This window comes from Pseudomonas sp. Con_6 (assembly GCF_059379395.1).
Map to the genome: position 1 here is coordinate 309351 of NZ_CM182011.1, position 14308 is coordinate 323658.

The 14308-nt window shown below is 63.1% G+C and carries 14 protein-coding genes and 1 pseudogene; 8 read left to right on the top strand and 7 right to left on the bottom strand.

Annotation, left to right across the window (positions count from 1 at the left end; translation table 11 throughout):
• Positions 1–66: 66 nt before the first annotated feature.
• Positions 67–537 (top strand): sigma D regulator, encoded by a 471-nt coding sequence (gene rsd / locus AC5QPF_RS01400; protein ID WP_494961691.1) that lies wholly within the window; start codon positions 67–69, stop codon positions 535–537.
• Positions 538–565: 28 nt separating this feature from the next.
• On the opposite strand, the gene AC5QPF_RS01405 is transcribed toward rsd, so the two are convergent.
• Complete coding sequence (locus AC5QPF_RS01405; protein ID WP_494961692.1) at positions 566–1228, bottom strand: FKBP-type peptidyl-prolyl cis-trans isomerase; 663 nt, start codon at positions 1226–1228, stop codon at positions 566–568.
• A 241-nt stretch (positions 1229–1469) separates the two neighbouring features.
• Here AC5QPF_RS01405 and AC5QPF_RS01410 point away from each other — a divergent pair, with 241 nt between their 5' ends.
• Positions 1470–2600 (top strand): AlgP family protein, encoded by a 1131-nt coding sequence (locus AC5QPF_RS01410; protein WP_494961693.1) that lies wholly within the window; start codon positions 1470–1472, stop codon positions 2598–2600.
• Here the strand turns inward: AC5QPF_RS01410 and AC5QPF_RS01415 are convergent.
• Entirely contained in the window at positions 2576–3058 is a 483-nt protein-coding gene (locus AC5QPF_RS01415; RefSeq protein WP_494961694.1) for a TIGR02444 family protein, read from the bottom strand. The genes AC5QPF_RS01410 and AC5QPF_RS01415 overlap by 25 nt on opposite strands.
• Positions 3059–3108: 50 nt before the next feature.
• Between AC5QPF_RS01415 and AC5QPF_RS01420 the strand changes: the two genes are divergently transcribed.
• The 3 genes from AC5QPF_RS01420 (at position 3109) to AC5QPF_RS01430 (ending at position 6324) form a co-directional block, all read left to right on the top strand.
• Positions 3109–5019, top strand: coding sequence for an ATP-binding cassette domain-containing protein (locus tag AC5QPF_RS01420; protein WP_494961695.1), 1911 nt, complete (start codon positions 3109–3111; stop codon positions 5017–5019).
• Complete coding sequence (locus tag AC5QPF_RS01425) at positions 5019–5606, top strand: mechanosensitive ion channel domain-containing protein (protein ID WP_494961696.1); 588 nt, start codon at positions 5019–5021, stop codon at positions 5604–5606. Before AC5QPF_RS01420 ends, AC5QPF_RS01425 begins: the two co-directional genes overlap by 1 nt.
• A gap of 85 nt (positions 5607–5691) precedes the next feature.
• Positions 5692–6324 carry a LysE family transporter gene (locus AC5QPF_RS01430; RefSeq protein WP_494961697.1) on the top strand — a complete coding sequence of 211 codons (633 nt, stop codon included), beginning with the start codon at positions 5692–5694 and terminating at the stop codon, positions 6322–6324.
• Between the two features lie 98 nt (positions 6325–6422).
• On the opposite strand, the gene AC5QPF_RS01435 is transcribed toward AC5QPF_RS01430, so the two are convergent.
• From AC5QPF_RS01435 to AC5QPF_RS01450, 4 genes are read right to left on the bottom strand one after another with little or no spacing between them, the layout of a single operon-like run.
• A complete protein-coding gene (locus AC5QPF_RS01435; protein ID WP_494961698.1) occupies positions 6423–7163 on the bottom strand; it encodes a penicillin-binding protein activator LpoB in 741 nt (246 codons plus the stop codon).
• 3 nt (positions 7164–7166) lie between these two features.
• Positions 7167–7757 (bottom strand): penicillin-binding protein activator LpoB, encoded by a 591-nt coding sequence (gene lpoB, locus AC5QPF_RS01440; RefSeq protein ID WP_494961699.1) that lies wholly within the window; start codon positions 7755–7757, stop codon positions 7167–7169.
• Between the two features lie 18 nt (positions 7758–7775).
• Entirely contained in the window at positions 7776–8147 is a 372-nt protein-coding gene (locus tag AC5QPF_RS01445) for a YcfL family putative periplasmic lipoprotein (protein ID WP_330073725.1), read from the bottom strand.
• 14 nt (positions 8148–8161) lie between these two features.
• Positions 8162–9562: a COG3014 family protein gene (locus AC5QPF_RS01450; protein WP_494961700.1), complete on the bottom strand. Its 1401-nt coding sequence runs from the start codon at positions 9560–9562 to the stop codon at positions 8162–8164.
• A 325-nt stretch (positions 9563–9887) separates the two neighbouring features.
• Between AC5QPF_RS01450 and AC5QPF_RS01455 the strand changes: the two genes are divergently transcribed.
• Together AC5QPF_RS01455 and AC5QPF_RS01460 are read left to right on the top strand one after the other, a co-directional pair.
• Positions 9888–11783 (top strand): FTR1 family protein, encoded by a 1896-nt coding sequence (locus AC5QPF_RS01455; RefSeq protein ID WP_494961701.1) that lies wholly within the window; start codon positions 9888–9890, stop codon positions 11781–11783.
• A gap of 66 nt (positions 11784–11849) precedes the next feature.
• The gene (locus AC5QPF_RS01460; RefSeq protein WP_494961702.1) at positions 11850–12311 is read left to right on the top strand and encodes a YaiI/YqxD family protein; all 462 of its coding nucleotides are present in this window, start codon (positions 11850–11852) and stop codon (positions 12309–12311) included.
• A gap of 110 nt (positions 12312–12421) precedes the next feature.
• Here AC5QPF_RS01460 and elbB read toward each other — a convergent pair whose 3' ends face one another.
• Complete coding sequence (elbB, locus tag AC5QPF_RS01465) at positions 12422–13087, bottom strand: isoprenoid biosynthesis glyoxalase ElbB (RefSeq protein WP_494961703.1); 666 nt, start codon at positions 13085–13087, stop codon at positions 12422–12424.
• A 113-nt stretch (positions 13088–13200) separates the two neighbouring features.
• Between elbB and AC5QPF_RS01470 the strand changes: the two are divergent.
• Positions 13201–14253 (top strand): annotated as a pseudogene (locus tag AC5QPF_RS01470) (sterol desaturase family protein); the annotation flags it as partial.
• Positions 14254–14308: the final 55 nt, after the last annotated feature.

Genomic DNA, 14308 nt, shown 5'->3' on the forward strand with positions numbered 1-14308 from the left:
TTCCTTGTGTATCGCCACTTGCGATACAGGGCGCAGGGGCACGACCCAAAAAGGGATGAGACCGCCATGTTAGAGAGTTGTCAGAATGCTCAGGAGCGCTGGGGTGGGGTTCACAAACTCATTGACCGCTGGCTGCAGGAGCGTGAAGAGCTGGTAACTGCGTTCCGCGAGTTGCGCGATGCCAAGCCGGCATTCGCCGACAAATCATTGAACGGCCGTTTCTGCGAAATCCTCGTGGACTACGTGTCCGCCTGGCACTTCGAGATCTGCGAACAACTGATCAGTGAAGCCAAGGCCTTCGGTGACGATGGTGGCCTGGAACTGGCACAGCAGATCAATCCGCGCATCGATGTCAGCACCGAGCGTGCATTGGCGTTCAACGACCATTGCAGCAAGGGTCAATGTACCGACAACGGGCGTTTTGCCGAAGAGCTGAAGACGCTGGGTGGCCAGCTTCGTGAGCGCTTCGAGCTGGAAGACTGCCTGATCGAAGTGCTGCACACTGCGCACAAGGAAGAAACGCCGGCTACTGCCTGACGCTGCCTCCTGCAACGTTGCCGACGACTCAGTCGGCAACGTCGAGCAATTCGATCTCGAACACCAGTGGCGTGTAGGGCGCGATCAGATCGCCCGCGCCATCGGCGCCATAGGCTTGCGCCGAAGGAATCACCAGGTGGTACTTCGAGCCAGTCGCCATCTCCGGCAGCGCTGCCTGCCAACCCGCGATCACGCTGTCGAGGTTGAACCACTGCGGTTGATCGTTCTGGTCGAACACCGTGCCGTCCGGCAGTTTCCCCACATAACGCACCTTCACCTTGCCATGGGCTTTCGGCTGGGCGCCCGCGCCGGCCTGCAGCTGGCTCATCAGCACGCCATCGCTCAGCTCGCGGACACCGGCACGGCCCCGTTCGTTGGCGATGAAGCGGCGCTCCGCAGCCAAGGCCTGCTCTACGTGGGACTGGGCGACGGCGTCGTTGGCCTGTTGGTCATGCTGGGCGAGGATGGCATCGATGCGGGCCTGGGACAGGGCCAGTGGTTTGTTCTGATAGGCCTGCTGCAACCCATCGATCAGCGCCTGAAGTTGCAGTCCCGGGACTTCCTCGCGCAGGCGTTCGCCGAGGCTGGCGCCCAGGCTGTAGGCGAGGTCGTGGTCCGAGGGTGTCGCAGCCGGCTCCGCCAGAACCGGTGGCAGCGTGAAGAATAACGACAGCAACAAATAGCGCGGCACGGACTGGCTCCGAAAATGGAAGGGAAGAGTTGCAGCGGATTCGATTATGCCTGTTCGCCGGGGGCAAGTTAGTTAATTGTCTGCAGTCTGTAACACAGCATCTACACTTGTCCCGAGCTGCAGCTTTCAGAACTTTGCCCAGGCATGCAACCCGGCGTCTTGTTTACTGTCAACATGCCCTAGCGGCGATAGCAGCACAGGTCTAGTATGAGCCGCAATTTCGTCAGCCAGGAGGAAAGCCATGTCGGCCAACAAGAAGCCAGTCAACACGCCGTTGCACCTGCTGCAACAACTCTCGGGCAGCCTGCTTGAGCATTTGGAAAATGCCTGCTCGCAAGCGCTGGCCGATGCGGAAAAATTACTCGCCAAGTTGGAGAAACAACGCGGCAAGGCTCAGGAAAAACTGCACAAGTCCCGTCTGAAACTTCAGGACGTCGCTGCCGCCGGTAAAGCCAAGGCACAGGAAAAGGCAAAAGGCGCGGTCGCCGAGTTGGAAGATGTACTCGAATCGTTGAAAGATCGTCAGGCCCAGACCCGTACTTATATCGTCCAGCTGAAGCGCGATGCCCAGGAAAGTTTGAAGCTGGCCCAGGGCGTAGGTAAAGTTCGCGAAGCCGCTGGCAAGGCGCTTTCTTCCCGCACTCCAGCCAAACCGGCCGCCGCCAAGCCTGCTGCCAAACCGGCCGCCAAGGCCGCTGCTGCCAAGGCCCCAGCAAAAGCAGTTGCCAAGCCGACTGCCGCCAAGCCTGCCGCTGCCAAGGCCCCAGCCAAGACTGCCGCCAAGCCTGTCGCTGCCAAGGCCCCAGCCAAGGCCGCCGCTAAACCTGCCGCTTCCAAACCAGCCGCTAAAACTGCTGCTGCCAAACCTGCGGCAAAACCAGCGGCCGCCAAACCGGCTGCGGCCAAACCAGCAGCGAAAACCGTTGCTGCCAAACCAACCGCTGGCAAGCCTGCGGCCAAACCAGCGGCTGCCAAGCCGGCTGCGGCCAAACCAGCAGCGAAAACCGCTGCTGCCAAACCGGCCGCTGTCAAGCCTGCGGCAAAACCTGTGGCTGCCAAACCAGCGGCCGCCAAGCCCGCTGCGAAACCAACTACTGCCAAACCGGCCGCTGTCAAGCCTGCGGCGAAACCAGCGGCTGCCAAACCGGTTGCCGCCAAGCCTGCTGCGAAACCAGCGGCTTCCAAAGCACCGGCCAAGCCGGCCGCAGCGAAAGCACCGGCCAAACCTGCAGCGGCCAAGCCAGCCGCGGCAAAACCCGCTACCGCTCCAGCCGCTACCCCAGCACCGGCTGCGGCACCTGCTGCTTCGCCAGCACCTGCCGCTCCAGCTGCTACCGCCAACAGCACTCAGTCGCCGTCTTCGGCTTCCTGAGTGATTCCCGTCGCGGCGCGCAGCATCCGCAGCGCGTCGTGATTCTGGGAGGCTACCGGCGCCAGCCGGAACAGCCAGCTCCCCGGAGGGGTTTTGTCCCCGTCCGGCCAGCCATCGCAGATCAGTTGCAAGCGCTTCAGTTGCAGGCGCTCGGCATCCAGTTCCAGCACTTTCACTTGTTCGCGCAGCGCCGCCAGTTGCGGGTCGTTCGCTGCCTGCGTACGCCATTGCTGGCGTAATGCGCGCAGCGGTTGCACCACCGCCGACTGCCAGGGCCCGGCCAGGTCCCGCAACTGTCCCAGGCGCGCTTCGCTGATTCCCACGCTGCGTTGCTCCAGCCAGGCCGCACAGAGCAACAGGCAGATATCTGCACCCTGCGCCTGCAATTCCAGGCAAGCCGCTTCCACGCCGGGACGGGCATAGAGCCCGATGGCGAAATCCCACAGATCGGAGTGCATGGTCCTACTCGCGCCAGTTGCCATCGAAGCTGGTAGACTCCGCGGCCATTATGATCAGACTTTCGAACCTCACTTTACAGCGTGGTCCGCAACGCCTGCTAGAAGGCGCCGAGCTGACCCTGCACGCCGGCCAGAAAGCCGGCTTGATCGGCGCCAACGGCGCCGGGAAATCCAGCCTCTTCGCCCTGCTGCGCGGCGAGCTCACTCCGGACTCGGGTGACTGCCAGTTGCCCGGCGATTGGCGCATTGCCCATATGCGCCAGGAGGTCGATACCCTCGATCGCCTTGCCGTGGACTATGTGCTCGATGGCGACCTGCGCTTGCGCCAGGTCCAGGCTGATCTTGCCGCCGCCGAAGCCGCCCACGACAATGCTGCCCTGGCCCGCCTGCACATCGAGCTCGACAGCGCCGACGGATACACGGCTGACGCCCGCGCGCGCAAGCTGTTGGCTGGCCTGGGTTTCAGCAACGAGCAGATGGACCGCCGCGTCGGTGACTTCTCCGGTGGCTGGCGGATGCGCCTTAATCTGGCGCAGGCACTGATGTGCCCGTCCGACCTGCTGCTGCTCGACGAACCGACCAACCACCTCGACCTCGACGCGATCCTCTGGCTGGAAGACTGGCTCAAAGGCTATCCCGGCACCTTGCTGCTGATTTCCCACGACCGTGACTTCCTCGATGCCGTGGTCGACCACATCGCCCATGTCGAGCAGTGCAAGCTGACCCTCTACCGCGGCGGCTACACCGCGTTCGAGCGTGCCCGGGCCGAGCGCCTGGCGCAGCAGCAACAGGCCTATGAGAAGCAGCAGGCCCAGCGCGCGCACATGGAAAAGTACATCGCCCGCTTCAAGGCCCAGGCCACCAAGGCCCGTCAGGCACAGAGCCGGATCAAGGCTCTGGAACGCATGGAAGAGCTGACCGCGGCCCATGTCGATTCGCCGTTCGACTTTGTCTTCCGTGAATCGCAGAAGATCTCCAGCCCGTTGCTCGACCTGTCCGAAGCCCGTCTGGGCTACGGTGACAAGACCGTGCTGGAGAAGGTCAAGCTGCAACTGACGCCGGGCGCGCGGATCGGCTTGCTCGGCCCCAACGGCGCCGGCAAGTCGACCCTGATCAAGAACCTCTCCGGCGAACTGCAACCGCTGGCTGGACGTCTGGTCCGTGGCGAGAACACCTCGGTCGGCTACTTCGCCCAGCATCAGCTCGATTCGCTGGACAGCAAGGCCAGCCCGCTGCTGCACCTGCAACGCCTGGCCCCGACCGAGCGTGAGCAGACCCTGCGCGACTTCCTCGGCGGCTTCGACTTCCGCGGTGATCGTTGCGATGAGCCGGTACTGAATTTCTCCGGTGGCGAAAAGGCCCGCCTGGCCCTGGCGCTGATCGCCTGGGAACGGCCGAACCTGCTGCTGCTCGACGAACCGACCAACCACCTGGACCTGGAAATGCGCTTGGCGCTGACCATGGCCTTGCAGGAATTCAGCGGCGCCGTGGTGGTGGTTTCCCACGATCGTCACCTGCTCAAGAGCACCACCGATGAATTCCTCCTGGTGGCCGATGGCAAGATGGAGGCGTTCGACGGCGACCTCGACGACTACGCGCGCTGGCTGGTGGAGTACCGTCAGCGCAATGCGCCGGTCAGCAACACGCCGGTCAACCCGGACAAGACCGACAAGAAGGCCCAGCGCCAGGCCGCCGCGGCCCTGCGCCAGCAACTGGCGCCGCACAAGCGCCAGGCCGACAAGCTCGAGGCCGACCTGAACAAACTCCATGAAGACCTCGCCAAGGTCGAGGCCAGCCTCGGCGACAGTGGCGTCTACGAGGCGGGACGCAAGGACGAGCTGCGTGATCTGCTGGCTCGACAGGCCCAGCTCAAGGGGCGTGAGGCGGAGCTGGAGGAAGCCTGGATGGGCGCCCTCGAAGTGCTGGAGAACATGCAGGCGGAGCTGGAGGCATTGTCCTGATGGAGTCGTTGCGGCAGATGCTGCCAGCGGAGTTGATCGGACCCTTCTGGATGGGTTTGCAGATCCTGCTTATTCTGGTGGTGGCCTTCTTCCTGCAACGCCTCGTGGCGCGCAGCCTGCACAGCCTCAGCGAGCGCTACCCGTTGCCGCCGCAACTGATGATGCCGCTGCGCGGCGGCCTGCGCTGGCTGATCATGGGCAGCGCGCTGCTGTTCGTGCTGGAACGCCTCGGGGTTTCTGCCACGGTGTTGTGGACCGCGCTGTCGGGCTTCGTCGCCGTGGCGGCGGTGGCTTTCTTCGCCATCTGGAGCGTGCTCTCCAACCTGCTCTGCGCAGTACTGATCTTTACCGTCGGGCCGTTCCGCATCGGTGACGTGGTAGAGCTGGTCGACACCACCGACAAGCCCGGCATCAAGGGGCGTGTCACCGCCATCAACCTGCTGTTCACCACCTTGGTGGAAATGCCTGAGACCGGTGGTGCACTGGTGCAGGTGCCAAACAGCCAGTTCTTCCAGAAATCCGTGCGCCGCTGGCGTGGCAGTGATGTGCTGCCGGTGATCAGCGAGGGCAAATCCAGCGACACCTGATCGACACCTGAAAAATTTCGTGGTGATTTTCTTGCAGGCGGATTAGCGTTGAGGTCTTGAAGAAGATTCCTGGCCGAGGTGTGAGATGTCGCTGGAAACGTGGTTGGCCTTTTTTGCGGCCTGTTGGGTCATCAGTCTGTCGCCGGGTGCCGGGGCCATTGCCTCGATGTCCTGCGGCCTGCAGTACGGATTCTGGCGTGGCTACTGGAACGCCCTGGGCCTGCAACTGGGCCTGATCCTGCAGATCGCGATCATCGCTGCGGGTGTTGGCGCGGTATTGGCAGCGTCCGCTACCGCCTTCCACGTGATCAAGTGGTTCGGCGTGGCCTACCTGGTCTATCTCGCGGTCAAGCAATGGCGGGCTCTGCCGGCGGACCTGTCCGACGATTCGGCGGTGCGACCGATCGGCAAACCGCTGAGCCTGGTATTCCGCGGGTTCCTGGTGAACGTCAGCAACCCCAAGGCGCTGGTGTTCATGCTGGCGGTGCTGCCGCAGTTCATCAATCCCCATGAAGCGCTGCTGCCACAGTACCTGGCGATTACCGTGACGATGGTCAGCGTGGACCTGCTGGTGATGGCGGGCTATACGGGCCTGGCGTCGAAAGTGCTGCGCCTGCTGCGCACGCCGAAGCAGCAAAAGCGGATGAACCGTACGTTCGCGGGGTTGTTCATCGGAGCGGCGACCTTGTTGGCCACCATCCGGCGGGCGCCGGTCTAAGAGCGCCGCGTACCCTGTGGGAGCGGGTTCACCCGCGATTACGGTAGTGAGCTCACTATTGCAATCGCGGGTGAACCCGCTCCCACAGGGGCCACATTTCAGCGCAGGATCTTCGCTGGCTCATCCGGCGGCAGGTTGTTCCTCGGAGCATAGTGCCCCTGACCAGGCACCGAACCACCCAGTTGCTCGGCCATCTGCCGGGCCACATCCATCCCCAGCTCCTTCGACACTTCCCGCACCACCCGCGGCCGGTTCAGGCTGATCTTCAGGTCCCGACTCTTCACCAGCTTGGTGTCCTGCCCTTCACCCATGGCAGTGAACGCCGAGGTGATTTCATAGGTACGGGTGTTGATCAGGCTGAAGTCCGCCACCAGGCTCAGGCCCAGCACCGCCGAGTAGGCATTGGTGTTGTCGATGGCATTGACGTCCTGCTGGAAGTCGATGTCCGACAGGGTACCGAACAGCACGTAGTCGGCGCCTTTGAAGTCGCCGGCCTTGATTCGCTTGATGATGTCGTAGACATCGGTCTTGGCATTGGTGATGTACGGCTTGCCTTGCACCAGCTGGAACATCCCGGACTTGAGGATCTCGCCCTTGATGTCACCACTGAATTTGCGCAGTTCGGTCTGCTCGATGTAGCTCTCGCTGCTCTCGAACTCGTTGTAGCTGGACGAACTGTTGGCGTGGTACATGCTCGCCGACGAATTGTTCTGCGCCGACACGATGTGGATGTACTGCTCCACACGCTCCTGGTAGGCCAGATCGGTGACCGCCACCTTGGGGGCCGCCTGCACGCCGAAGGCGCAGGCCAGGCCGAGAATACCCATCCATGCGCGCATCGCTTAACGCTCCGTGGTCTTGCGGATTTCTTTTTCGTCCATCCATTCGGCCAGGCCGCTTTCGACGTCGACCAGTTGCAGGCTGAACTTGTAGAACACGTCCTTGTAGTCGCTGCTGCGCTTGACGATCGAGCTGATCGAGCCTTCCAGGCGGTACTTGGCGGCGATCATGTTGCCGGTCTTGGCGATGGTGTTCTTCTTGTACAGGCCGCTCTGGTTCTGCAGCTTGAGCTGGTCGACCTGGCTGTCCATCTGGTTGTTGTCGCTGGCGAAGCGGGCGGTGCCGGACTTCATCAGTTGGGTCTTGATCGAGGTAGTGATCTCGCGGGTATCGATGTACTCGCTGGTCTTGTTCTTCACGTCGTACACCTGCACCACCGGACGACCCTGCAGGACGCCGGACTGGGCCAGAGAGCGGGTCATGCTCTCGGCGATCATCTGCAGGTCGGTGGAGCCGAACTCGTTGGTCACCAGCTCGACGGCCTTGGTGTCGCCGTAGCTGATGTTCTTGCCACCCAGCACGGGCGACGGGGAGGAGCAGCCGCTGGCCAGGGCAACGACGGTGGCGAGCAGGGAAATCTGAACGAACTTCATGGAAAACTCCGGAAAAAATTACTGAGACTGGACTTCGAGACGGAAGTCGGTGGCTTGCGGCACCGGGGCAATGGCCGGCAGCACGGTGGATTGCGAGCCGTACAGGCTCAGAGCTTTCCAGCCCTCTTCATCGGCCACCGGGAAACCGTCGTTGCCCAGCCAGGCGAAGCGGTAGAGCAGGGTCTTGTTACTGCCGCTGGTGTTATTCAGCGCCACCTTGACGGTGAGAAAGCCGTTCTCGCGGGCGACCCGCATCGGCCCGGTCTCGATGTTCTTCAGCTTGCCCATGACTACCACCTTGCTGGCGGCGCTGCCGGGAGCCGGTGGCGGCGGGGTGGCGCAGCCGGCCAGAAGCGCGGCGGCAAGGGCGAGGGTGAGTTTGAAACGCATGACGAGTCCTTCGTTTACTTGAGGCTGGCGACGGCGGCGGCCGGCGCGGTGGGAGTGACGACATGGGTGGCCTGGCCGGCGGTGTAGACCTGGTTGCCGACCACACGCAGGGCGACGACCTGGTAGGGACGGTCGACCTTCACCGTGACCTTGCTGCCACCCAGGCCGGACGGCAGGCTCAGTTGGTGCTCGCCCTGGCTCAGGCGCACGCGGGTAACCCGGGTTTCGTTGGGCAGGGTGCGCCAGGTGCGGGTGTCGGCGCCTTCGGTGACCGCCGAGGCGATGCCCATGACCAGGCCGGCCATCGGGTTGACGTCGTTGATCTGCTTTTGCGCCACGCCGCGGGTGACGGCGCGCACGGTGGTGCGCAGGATGATGCCCGGCATGTCGTCGCGCAGGGCGCGTCGTGACATGGCGGAGGTGCTGTTGAGGGTGGTCAGGCTCAGGGCCTTGTCGTCCAGGTTGATCTGCCCGACGGTGGCGGTGGAGGTGTCCTCGCGCATGATCGGGAACGACAGCGGGGTGATCACCAGGTTGCCGCTGATCATCAGTGGCAGCGGGATACGTACCGAGTCGCGGGCCGGGGCCAGGCCGCTCTGTACCACGATCAGCACGTCGCTGTCCTTGTCGTCGCGCTTGCCGGCGCTCTTGTCCAGGTCGAGCAGGGCCTGTTCCAGCAGCGGGGTATTGGGCAGCAGTTCGGCGGCCTTGCGGTAGCCCGGCGCGGCCAGGCCCTGTTCGCCAAGGGCCTCATAAACGTAGCCGGACAGGTAGTGGCTGAAGGCGCTCTGGTAGCTGTTCTTCAGGTTGATCACTTCCGGCGCGTCGAGGGCGGCGACCGGGTAGCCCTTGAGGTCCTTGTACTCGGTCTTGACGCCGTCCTTCTCGGCTTCCTCTTCGCGCTTGAGGTATTCCTTGTCGCGCAGCTCGGCGATCACCGCCTCGCGCTCGTGGGTCTTCTTGATCTCGGTGCGGGCGCCGTCGAAGTCGTTCTGTGCCAGCAGGTTGAGGGCCATCTGCGTGGTCAGCATGACCTTTTCGTAGTCGTAGCCTTCGTAACGGCGCACCTTGTCGTTGACCAGGTAGCTGCCGAACTGGCTCAGGTACTTCTCGGTGTCGAGCTTGACCGACTCTTCCCACTTGAACACCAGGCCGTCGGCCTCGCGCCAGGCGTTCTGGCTGCCGGCCAGGTCACCCTTGGAACGCAGCAGTTCACCTTTCTCGAACCAGTAGAGCAGGTCCTTGTCCTCGCCCTTGTTGTTCTTCTCCAGCACGGCGAGGGCGGCGTCAACATTGCCGGCGCTCAGGTGCTGGTTGGTTTCCTTGAGTTCAGTGTCGTAGCTGCGGAAGACTGCGCAGCCGGTCAGTTGGGTGGCCACGAACAGTGTGGCAAGCGTAAGGACGCGGGATTTCATTACTTCTTCCCTGAGTGTTGGCGGAGTCTTTTCGGATCGATATGTCTGAAAAGTTATTATTTGTCTTTCAATAATTCCGAATGGCTATATCGAAGGGCGTGACGTATTAGGCGCGATTTCCCTGCGAGCCAGGCGCGCCGAGTTGTTACAACCAGTGAGTGCCATCAGGGGTGCCATTATCTCCGAAGTGCCGGACGAACGGTATTTTTCACCGTGATGAAAGTGGCAATTAATGAAATTGTTGCTAATTTTTACGATTCGCCTTGAGCCTTCCTGGACGGCGGTGAACAATATTCGCCTCATCGACGACGTCCGAGACTGTCCCATGATTTCCCCCTCCCGCGTGATCGCCTGGCTGTTGTGGCCAGTGCTGGCCCTTGGCAGTGCCGTGGCACTGGCCGAACCTGTCGAGGGGGCGGCGAAGGCCCTGCACCTGTTGGATTACATCGGTGCCGATTACCCGGCGACCGTTGAGTCGGGCAAGGTGGTCGATGACGCCGAGTACCGCGAGCAACTGGAGTTCGTCGGTACCCTCCAGAGCATGCTCGCCGGGTTGCCCGAACGTCCGCAACGCAAGGCGCTGGAAGAGGGCGTCACGCAATTGCGCCAGGCCATCGATGCGCGGGAAGACGGCGTCTCCGTGGGCCGCCAGGCGCGGCAGTTGGGTGCCGAGCTGGCGCTGGCCTACGAGGTCGCCCTGGCGCCTTTGATCACTCCCGAACCCACGCGTGGTGCGCCGCTGTACGCCCAGCATTGCTCGGTCTGCCACGGGGACAGCGGTGCCGGCGACGGTCCGGCGGGTGTTGGCCTGGAGCCCGCCCCGAGCAACCTGCGTGACGCCGCGCGGCTCGATCGACTGAGCCTCTACGATCTCTACAACACCCTCGGACTGGGCATCGAGGGCACCGATATGCCGTCTTTCGCCGATCAGCTCGACGAGCGTCAGCGCTGGGACCTGGCCTCCTACATCGCCAGCTTCACCGCCGACCCGGCCAAGGCCGCCAGCGACAAGACCTTCAGCCTCGGCGACCTGGCCCGCCAGACACCGGCTGAGATCGAAGCCAGCCAAGGCCCCGATGCCCTGGCGACATTCCGCGCCCAGCGAGCCAAGCCACCGCAGGTCAAGCGCGGTCCAGGCCAGTTGCTCGACTACACCTCCAGCACTCTCGACAAGAGCCTGACCGCCTACCGCAATGGCGACCACGAGCAGGCCTACGACCTGTCGGTGGCCGCTTACCTGGAGGGCTTCGAACTGGTGGAAAGCTCACTCGACAATATCAACAGCGTCGTGCGCAAGGACACCGAGAAGGCCCTGATGGCTTATCGTCAATCGCTGCAGGACGGCCTGCCGCTGGAGCAGGTCCAGGCCAGACTGGAGCTGGCCAAGGCCAAGCTCAAGGAATGCGCCGGCCTGCTCGGTGGCGATGGCCTGAGCTGGTCGCTGAGCTTCTTGTCCGGCCTGCTGATCCTGCTGCGTGAAGGCCTGGAAGCAATTCTGGTGCTGGCGGCGATCCTCGCCTTCCTGCGTAACACCGGCCAGCAGGCGGCAGTACGCAGCGTCAATATCGGTTGGGGCCTGGCGCTGCTGGCGGGCTTCGGCACTTGGGCACTGGCGGCCTACGTGATCGATGTCGGCGGTGCCCAGCGCGAGTTGCTGGAAGGCTGCACGGCGCTGTTCGCCTGCGTGATGGTGCTCTGGCTGGGCGTGTGGATGCACGATCGCCGACACGCTGCAGCGTGGCAGGACTACATCAAGAGCAGCCTGGTCGGCGGCGGTGGTCGCTTCGGCTTCGCTGTGCTGGCGTTCTTCTCGGTGTACCGCGAGCTGTTCGAAGTGGTCCTGTTCTACGAAACCCTATGGCTGCAGGCCGGTCCGGCAGGGCATCAGGCGGTGCTGGCCGGTGGCGGCACGGCGGTGGTGCTGCTGGTGGGCCTGGCCTGGATCATCCTGCGCGGCTCGGCCAAGCTGCCGCTGTCGCTGTTCTTCAGCATCAACGCGGCGCTGTTGTGTGCGCTGTCGGTGGTGTTCGCCGGACATGGCGTCAAGGCGCTGCAGGAAGCCGGGATCTTCGGTACCCATCCGATACCGTTCTTCGACTTCGAATGGCTGGGTATCCACGCCGACCTCTACTCGCTGTCCGCCCAGGCGGCAGCACTGCTGGCCATAGTCGTGCTCTACGGGCGCAGTTGGCTGGCCTCCCGTCGCATGGCGGCGTCCTGATTTGAAGCGGGGCGGGCAAGCAGCGATACTGCCCGCCCGTTTCAAGTCGTTGTGGATAACTCCGTCATGCGTGTCTGGATCGATGCCGATGCCTGTCCGAAGATGGCCAGGGATCAGGTAGTCAAATTCGCCCTAAAGCGTCAGTTCGAAGTGGTGATGGTGGCCGGTGGGCCCCAGGCCAAGCCGCCGTTCGCCCTCGTGAAGCTGATTGTCGTGCCCAGCGGGATGGATGCGGCCGATGATTATCTGGTGGAGCACGCGGTGCCGGGGGAATTGGTGATCTGCAGCGACGTGCCGCTGGCCGACCGCTTGATCAAGAAGGGCGTGGCCGCGCTGGACCCGCGCGGGCGTGAGTTCGACGAGCGCAACATGGGGGAACGGCTGGCGGTGCGCAATCTGTTCACGGACCTGCGTGAGCAGGGGCAGGTCGTAGGTGGGCAGGCGGCTTATGGGGACAAGGACAAGCAGGCGTTCGCCAATGCGCTGGATCGGATTCTGACTCGCCTGGTGAAGCAGTTCCCGGAGTGATGTGGTGACTGCGGGGGCCTCATCGCGGGCAACGCCCGCTCCCACAAGCACCGCGTGCACCGCCGGACCCTGTGGGAGCGGGCGTTGCCCGCGATGAGGCCGGTGAGGATTCACTCACCTTCGTGCGTCAGCTCCAGCACACGGTCCACCAGCTTGTAGATGCCACTGGCCGCTTCACTGATCGACTGCGCCAGCATGTAAGCTGGGGTACTCACCAGCTTGCGCTGGGTATCTTCGACGATGTCGTGTACATCGCATTCTTCATGGGTACCGCCCATCTTGACGATGGCGGCGCTGGTGTCAGCGTCGGTGCCGATGGTGCAGACCACGCCAGGTCCGTAGATCTTCGCCGCCAGGGCCGGCGAGATGCAGATCAGGCCGACCGGCTTGCCAGCCTCGGCGAAGGCCTCGGCCAGGGCCAGGACATCCGGATGCACGCTGCACCCCGGACCATCCACGGCGAAACTCGACAGGTTCTTCGCCGCACCGAAACCGCCAGGCACGATCAGCGCGTCGAAATCGTCGACGTCGGCCTCGCGCAGGTCCTTGATGTTGCCACGGGCAATCCGCGCCGACTCCACCAGCACATTGCGCGATTCGGGCATTTCCTCGCCGGTCAGGTGGTTGATCACGTGCATCTGCGCGATGTTCGGCGCGAAGCATTGCACCTGGGCGCCACGCTGGTCGAGGCGCAGCAGGGTGATCACGCTTTCGTGGATTTCCGCGCCGTCGTAGACGCCGCAGCCTGACAGAATCACAGCCACTTTTTTAGTCATGCTTCCTACTCCCGTTTCGAGGCGCTAAATGTCGTCTAATTTGGCAGTTGTCGCCATAGGGATAACAGCATTGTCGGCCTAATCTTGATCCATTGCCTGAAAATGGACCTGCCATGGACTTCATCTTGTATGCCGTGCCGTTTTTCTTCGTGCTGATCGCGGTGGAGCTGCTCGCCGACCGCTGGCGCGGCACCCGCAACTATCGCGTGGCCGATACGGTGAACAGCCTGAGTGCCGGGGTGTTGTCCACCACGTTCGGTTTGCTGACCAAAGGTGTGGGTCTGGTGACCTATGCCATTGCCGTTGAGCATCTGGCGCTGTTCCAGTTGCCCGCCGAGGCTTGGTGGGTATGGGTAGCTGCGTTCATCGCCTACGACTTCTGCTACTACTGGCTGCACCGCTTCGGCCATGAACGCAACATCCTCTGGGCCGCGCATTCGGTGCATCACCAGAGTGAGGACTACAACCTCTCCACGGCCCTGCGCCAGACCAGCACCGGCTTTCTCCTGTCGTGGATCTTCTACCTGCCGCTGGCGGTGCTGGGCGTGCCGCTGCTGGTATTCGTCAGTGTCGGCGCGCTGAACCTGCTGTACCAGTTCTGGGTGCACACCCGGCACATCCCCAAGCTGGGCTGGTACGAATGGCTGTTCGTCACGCCGTCCAATCATCGTGTTCACCATGCACAAAACCCTCTGTACTTGGATCGCAACTATGGCGGTGTGTTCATTATCTGGGACCGCCTGTTCGGCACCTTCCAGCCCGAGGACGATGCCGAGCCGGTGATTTTCGGGGTGACCACGCCGCTGGCCAGCTGGAACCCGTTGTGGGCCAACCTGCAGTTCTATGCTCAGCTGTGGAGCGATGCGCGTCGCGCGGAACGCTGGCAGGACAAGTTGCGGATCTGGTTCATGCCCACCGGCTGGCGTCCGGACGATGTGGCGCGGCGTTATCCACAGGCCAAGCAGGATCTGGCCCAGTTCCGTAAGTTCGAGGTGCCACTGGCCTGGCCGCGGCAGGTCTACGTGGTGCTGCAGTTCGCCGTGTACGTGGCGTTGGGCAGCTACTTGATGAACGCTGGCGCGCAGTTGCCGCAGCCGGCCTTGCTGCTCGGTGCGCTGGTGATGGGGTTTGGCTTGTTCGTGCTGGGGGCGGCCCTGGAGAACCGCCCCTGGGCCAGGCGCCTGGAATGGCTGAGGCTGGCGCTGTGCCTGCCTGTCTACG

Excerpts from the sequence above, each read along its gene's own strand:
- rsd (WP_494961691.1), top strand. The coding sequence starts at position 67 with ATGTTAGAGAGTTGTCAGAATGCTCAGGAGCGCTGGGGTGGGGTTCAC.
- AC5QPF_RS01410 (WP_494961693.1), top strand. The coding sequence starts at position 1,470 with ATGTCGGCCAACAAGAAGCCAGTCAACACGCCGTTGCACCTGCTGCAA.
- AC5QPF_RS01415 (WP_494961694.1), bottom strand. The coding sequence starts at position 3,058 with ATGCACTCCGATCTGTGGGATTTCGCCATCGGGCTCTATGCCCGTCCC.
- AC5QPF_RS01420 (WP_494961695.1), top strand. The coding sequence starts at position 3,109 with ATGATCAGACTTTCGAACCTCACTTTACAGCGTGGTCCGCAACGCCTG.
- AC5QPF_RS01425 (WP_494961696.1), top strand. The coding sequence starts at position 5,019 with ATGGAGTCGTTGCGGCAGATGCTGCCAGCGGAGTTGATCGGACCCTTC.
- AC5QPF_RS01430 (WP_494961697.1), top strand. The coding sequence starts at position 5,692 with ATGTCGCTGGAAACGTGGTTGGCCTTTTTTGCGGCCTGTTGGGTCATC.
- AC5QPF_RS01435 (WP_494961698.1), bottom strand. The coding sequence starts at position 7,163 with ATGCGCGCATGGATGGGTATTCTCGGCCTGGCCTGCGCCTTCGGCGTG.
- lpoB (WP_494961699.1), bottom strand. The coding sequence starts at position 7,757 with ATGAAGTTCGTTCAGATTTCCCTGCTCGCCACCGTCGTTGCCCTGGCC.
- AC5QPF_RS01445 (WP_330073725.1), bottom strand. The coding sequence starts at position 8,147 with ATGCGTTTCAAACTCACCCTCGCCCTTGCCGCCGCGCTTCTGGCCGGC.
- AC5QPF_RS01450 (WP_494961700.1), bottom strand. The coding sequence starts at position 9,562 with ATGAAATCCCGCGTCCTTACGCTTGCCACACTGTTCGTGGCCACCCAA.
- AC5QPF_RS01455 (WP_494961701.1), top strand. The coding sequence starts at position 9,888 with ATGATTTCCCCCTCCCGCGTGATCGCCTGGCTGTTGTGGCCAGTGCTG.
- AC5QPF_RS01460 (WP_494961702.1), top strand. The coding sequence starts at position 11,850 with ATGCGTGTCTGGATCGATGCCGATGCCTGTCCGAAGATGGCCAGGGAT.
- elbB (WP_494961703.1), bottom strand. The coding sequence starts at position 13,087 with ATGACTAAAAAAGTGGCTGTGATTCTGTCAGGCTGCGGCGTCTACGAC.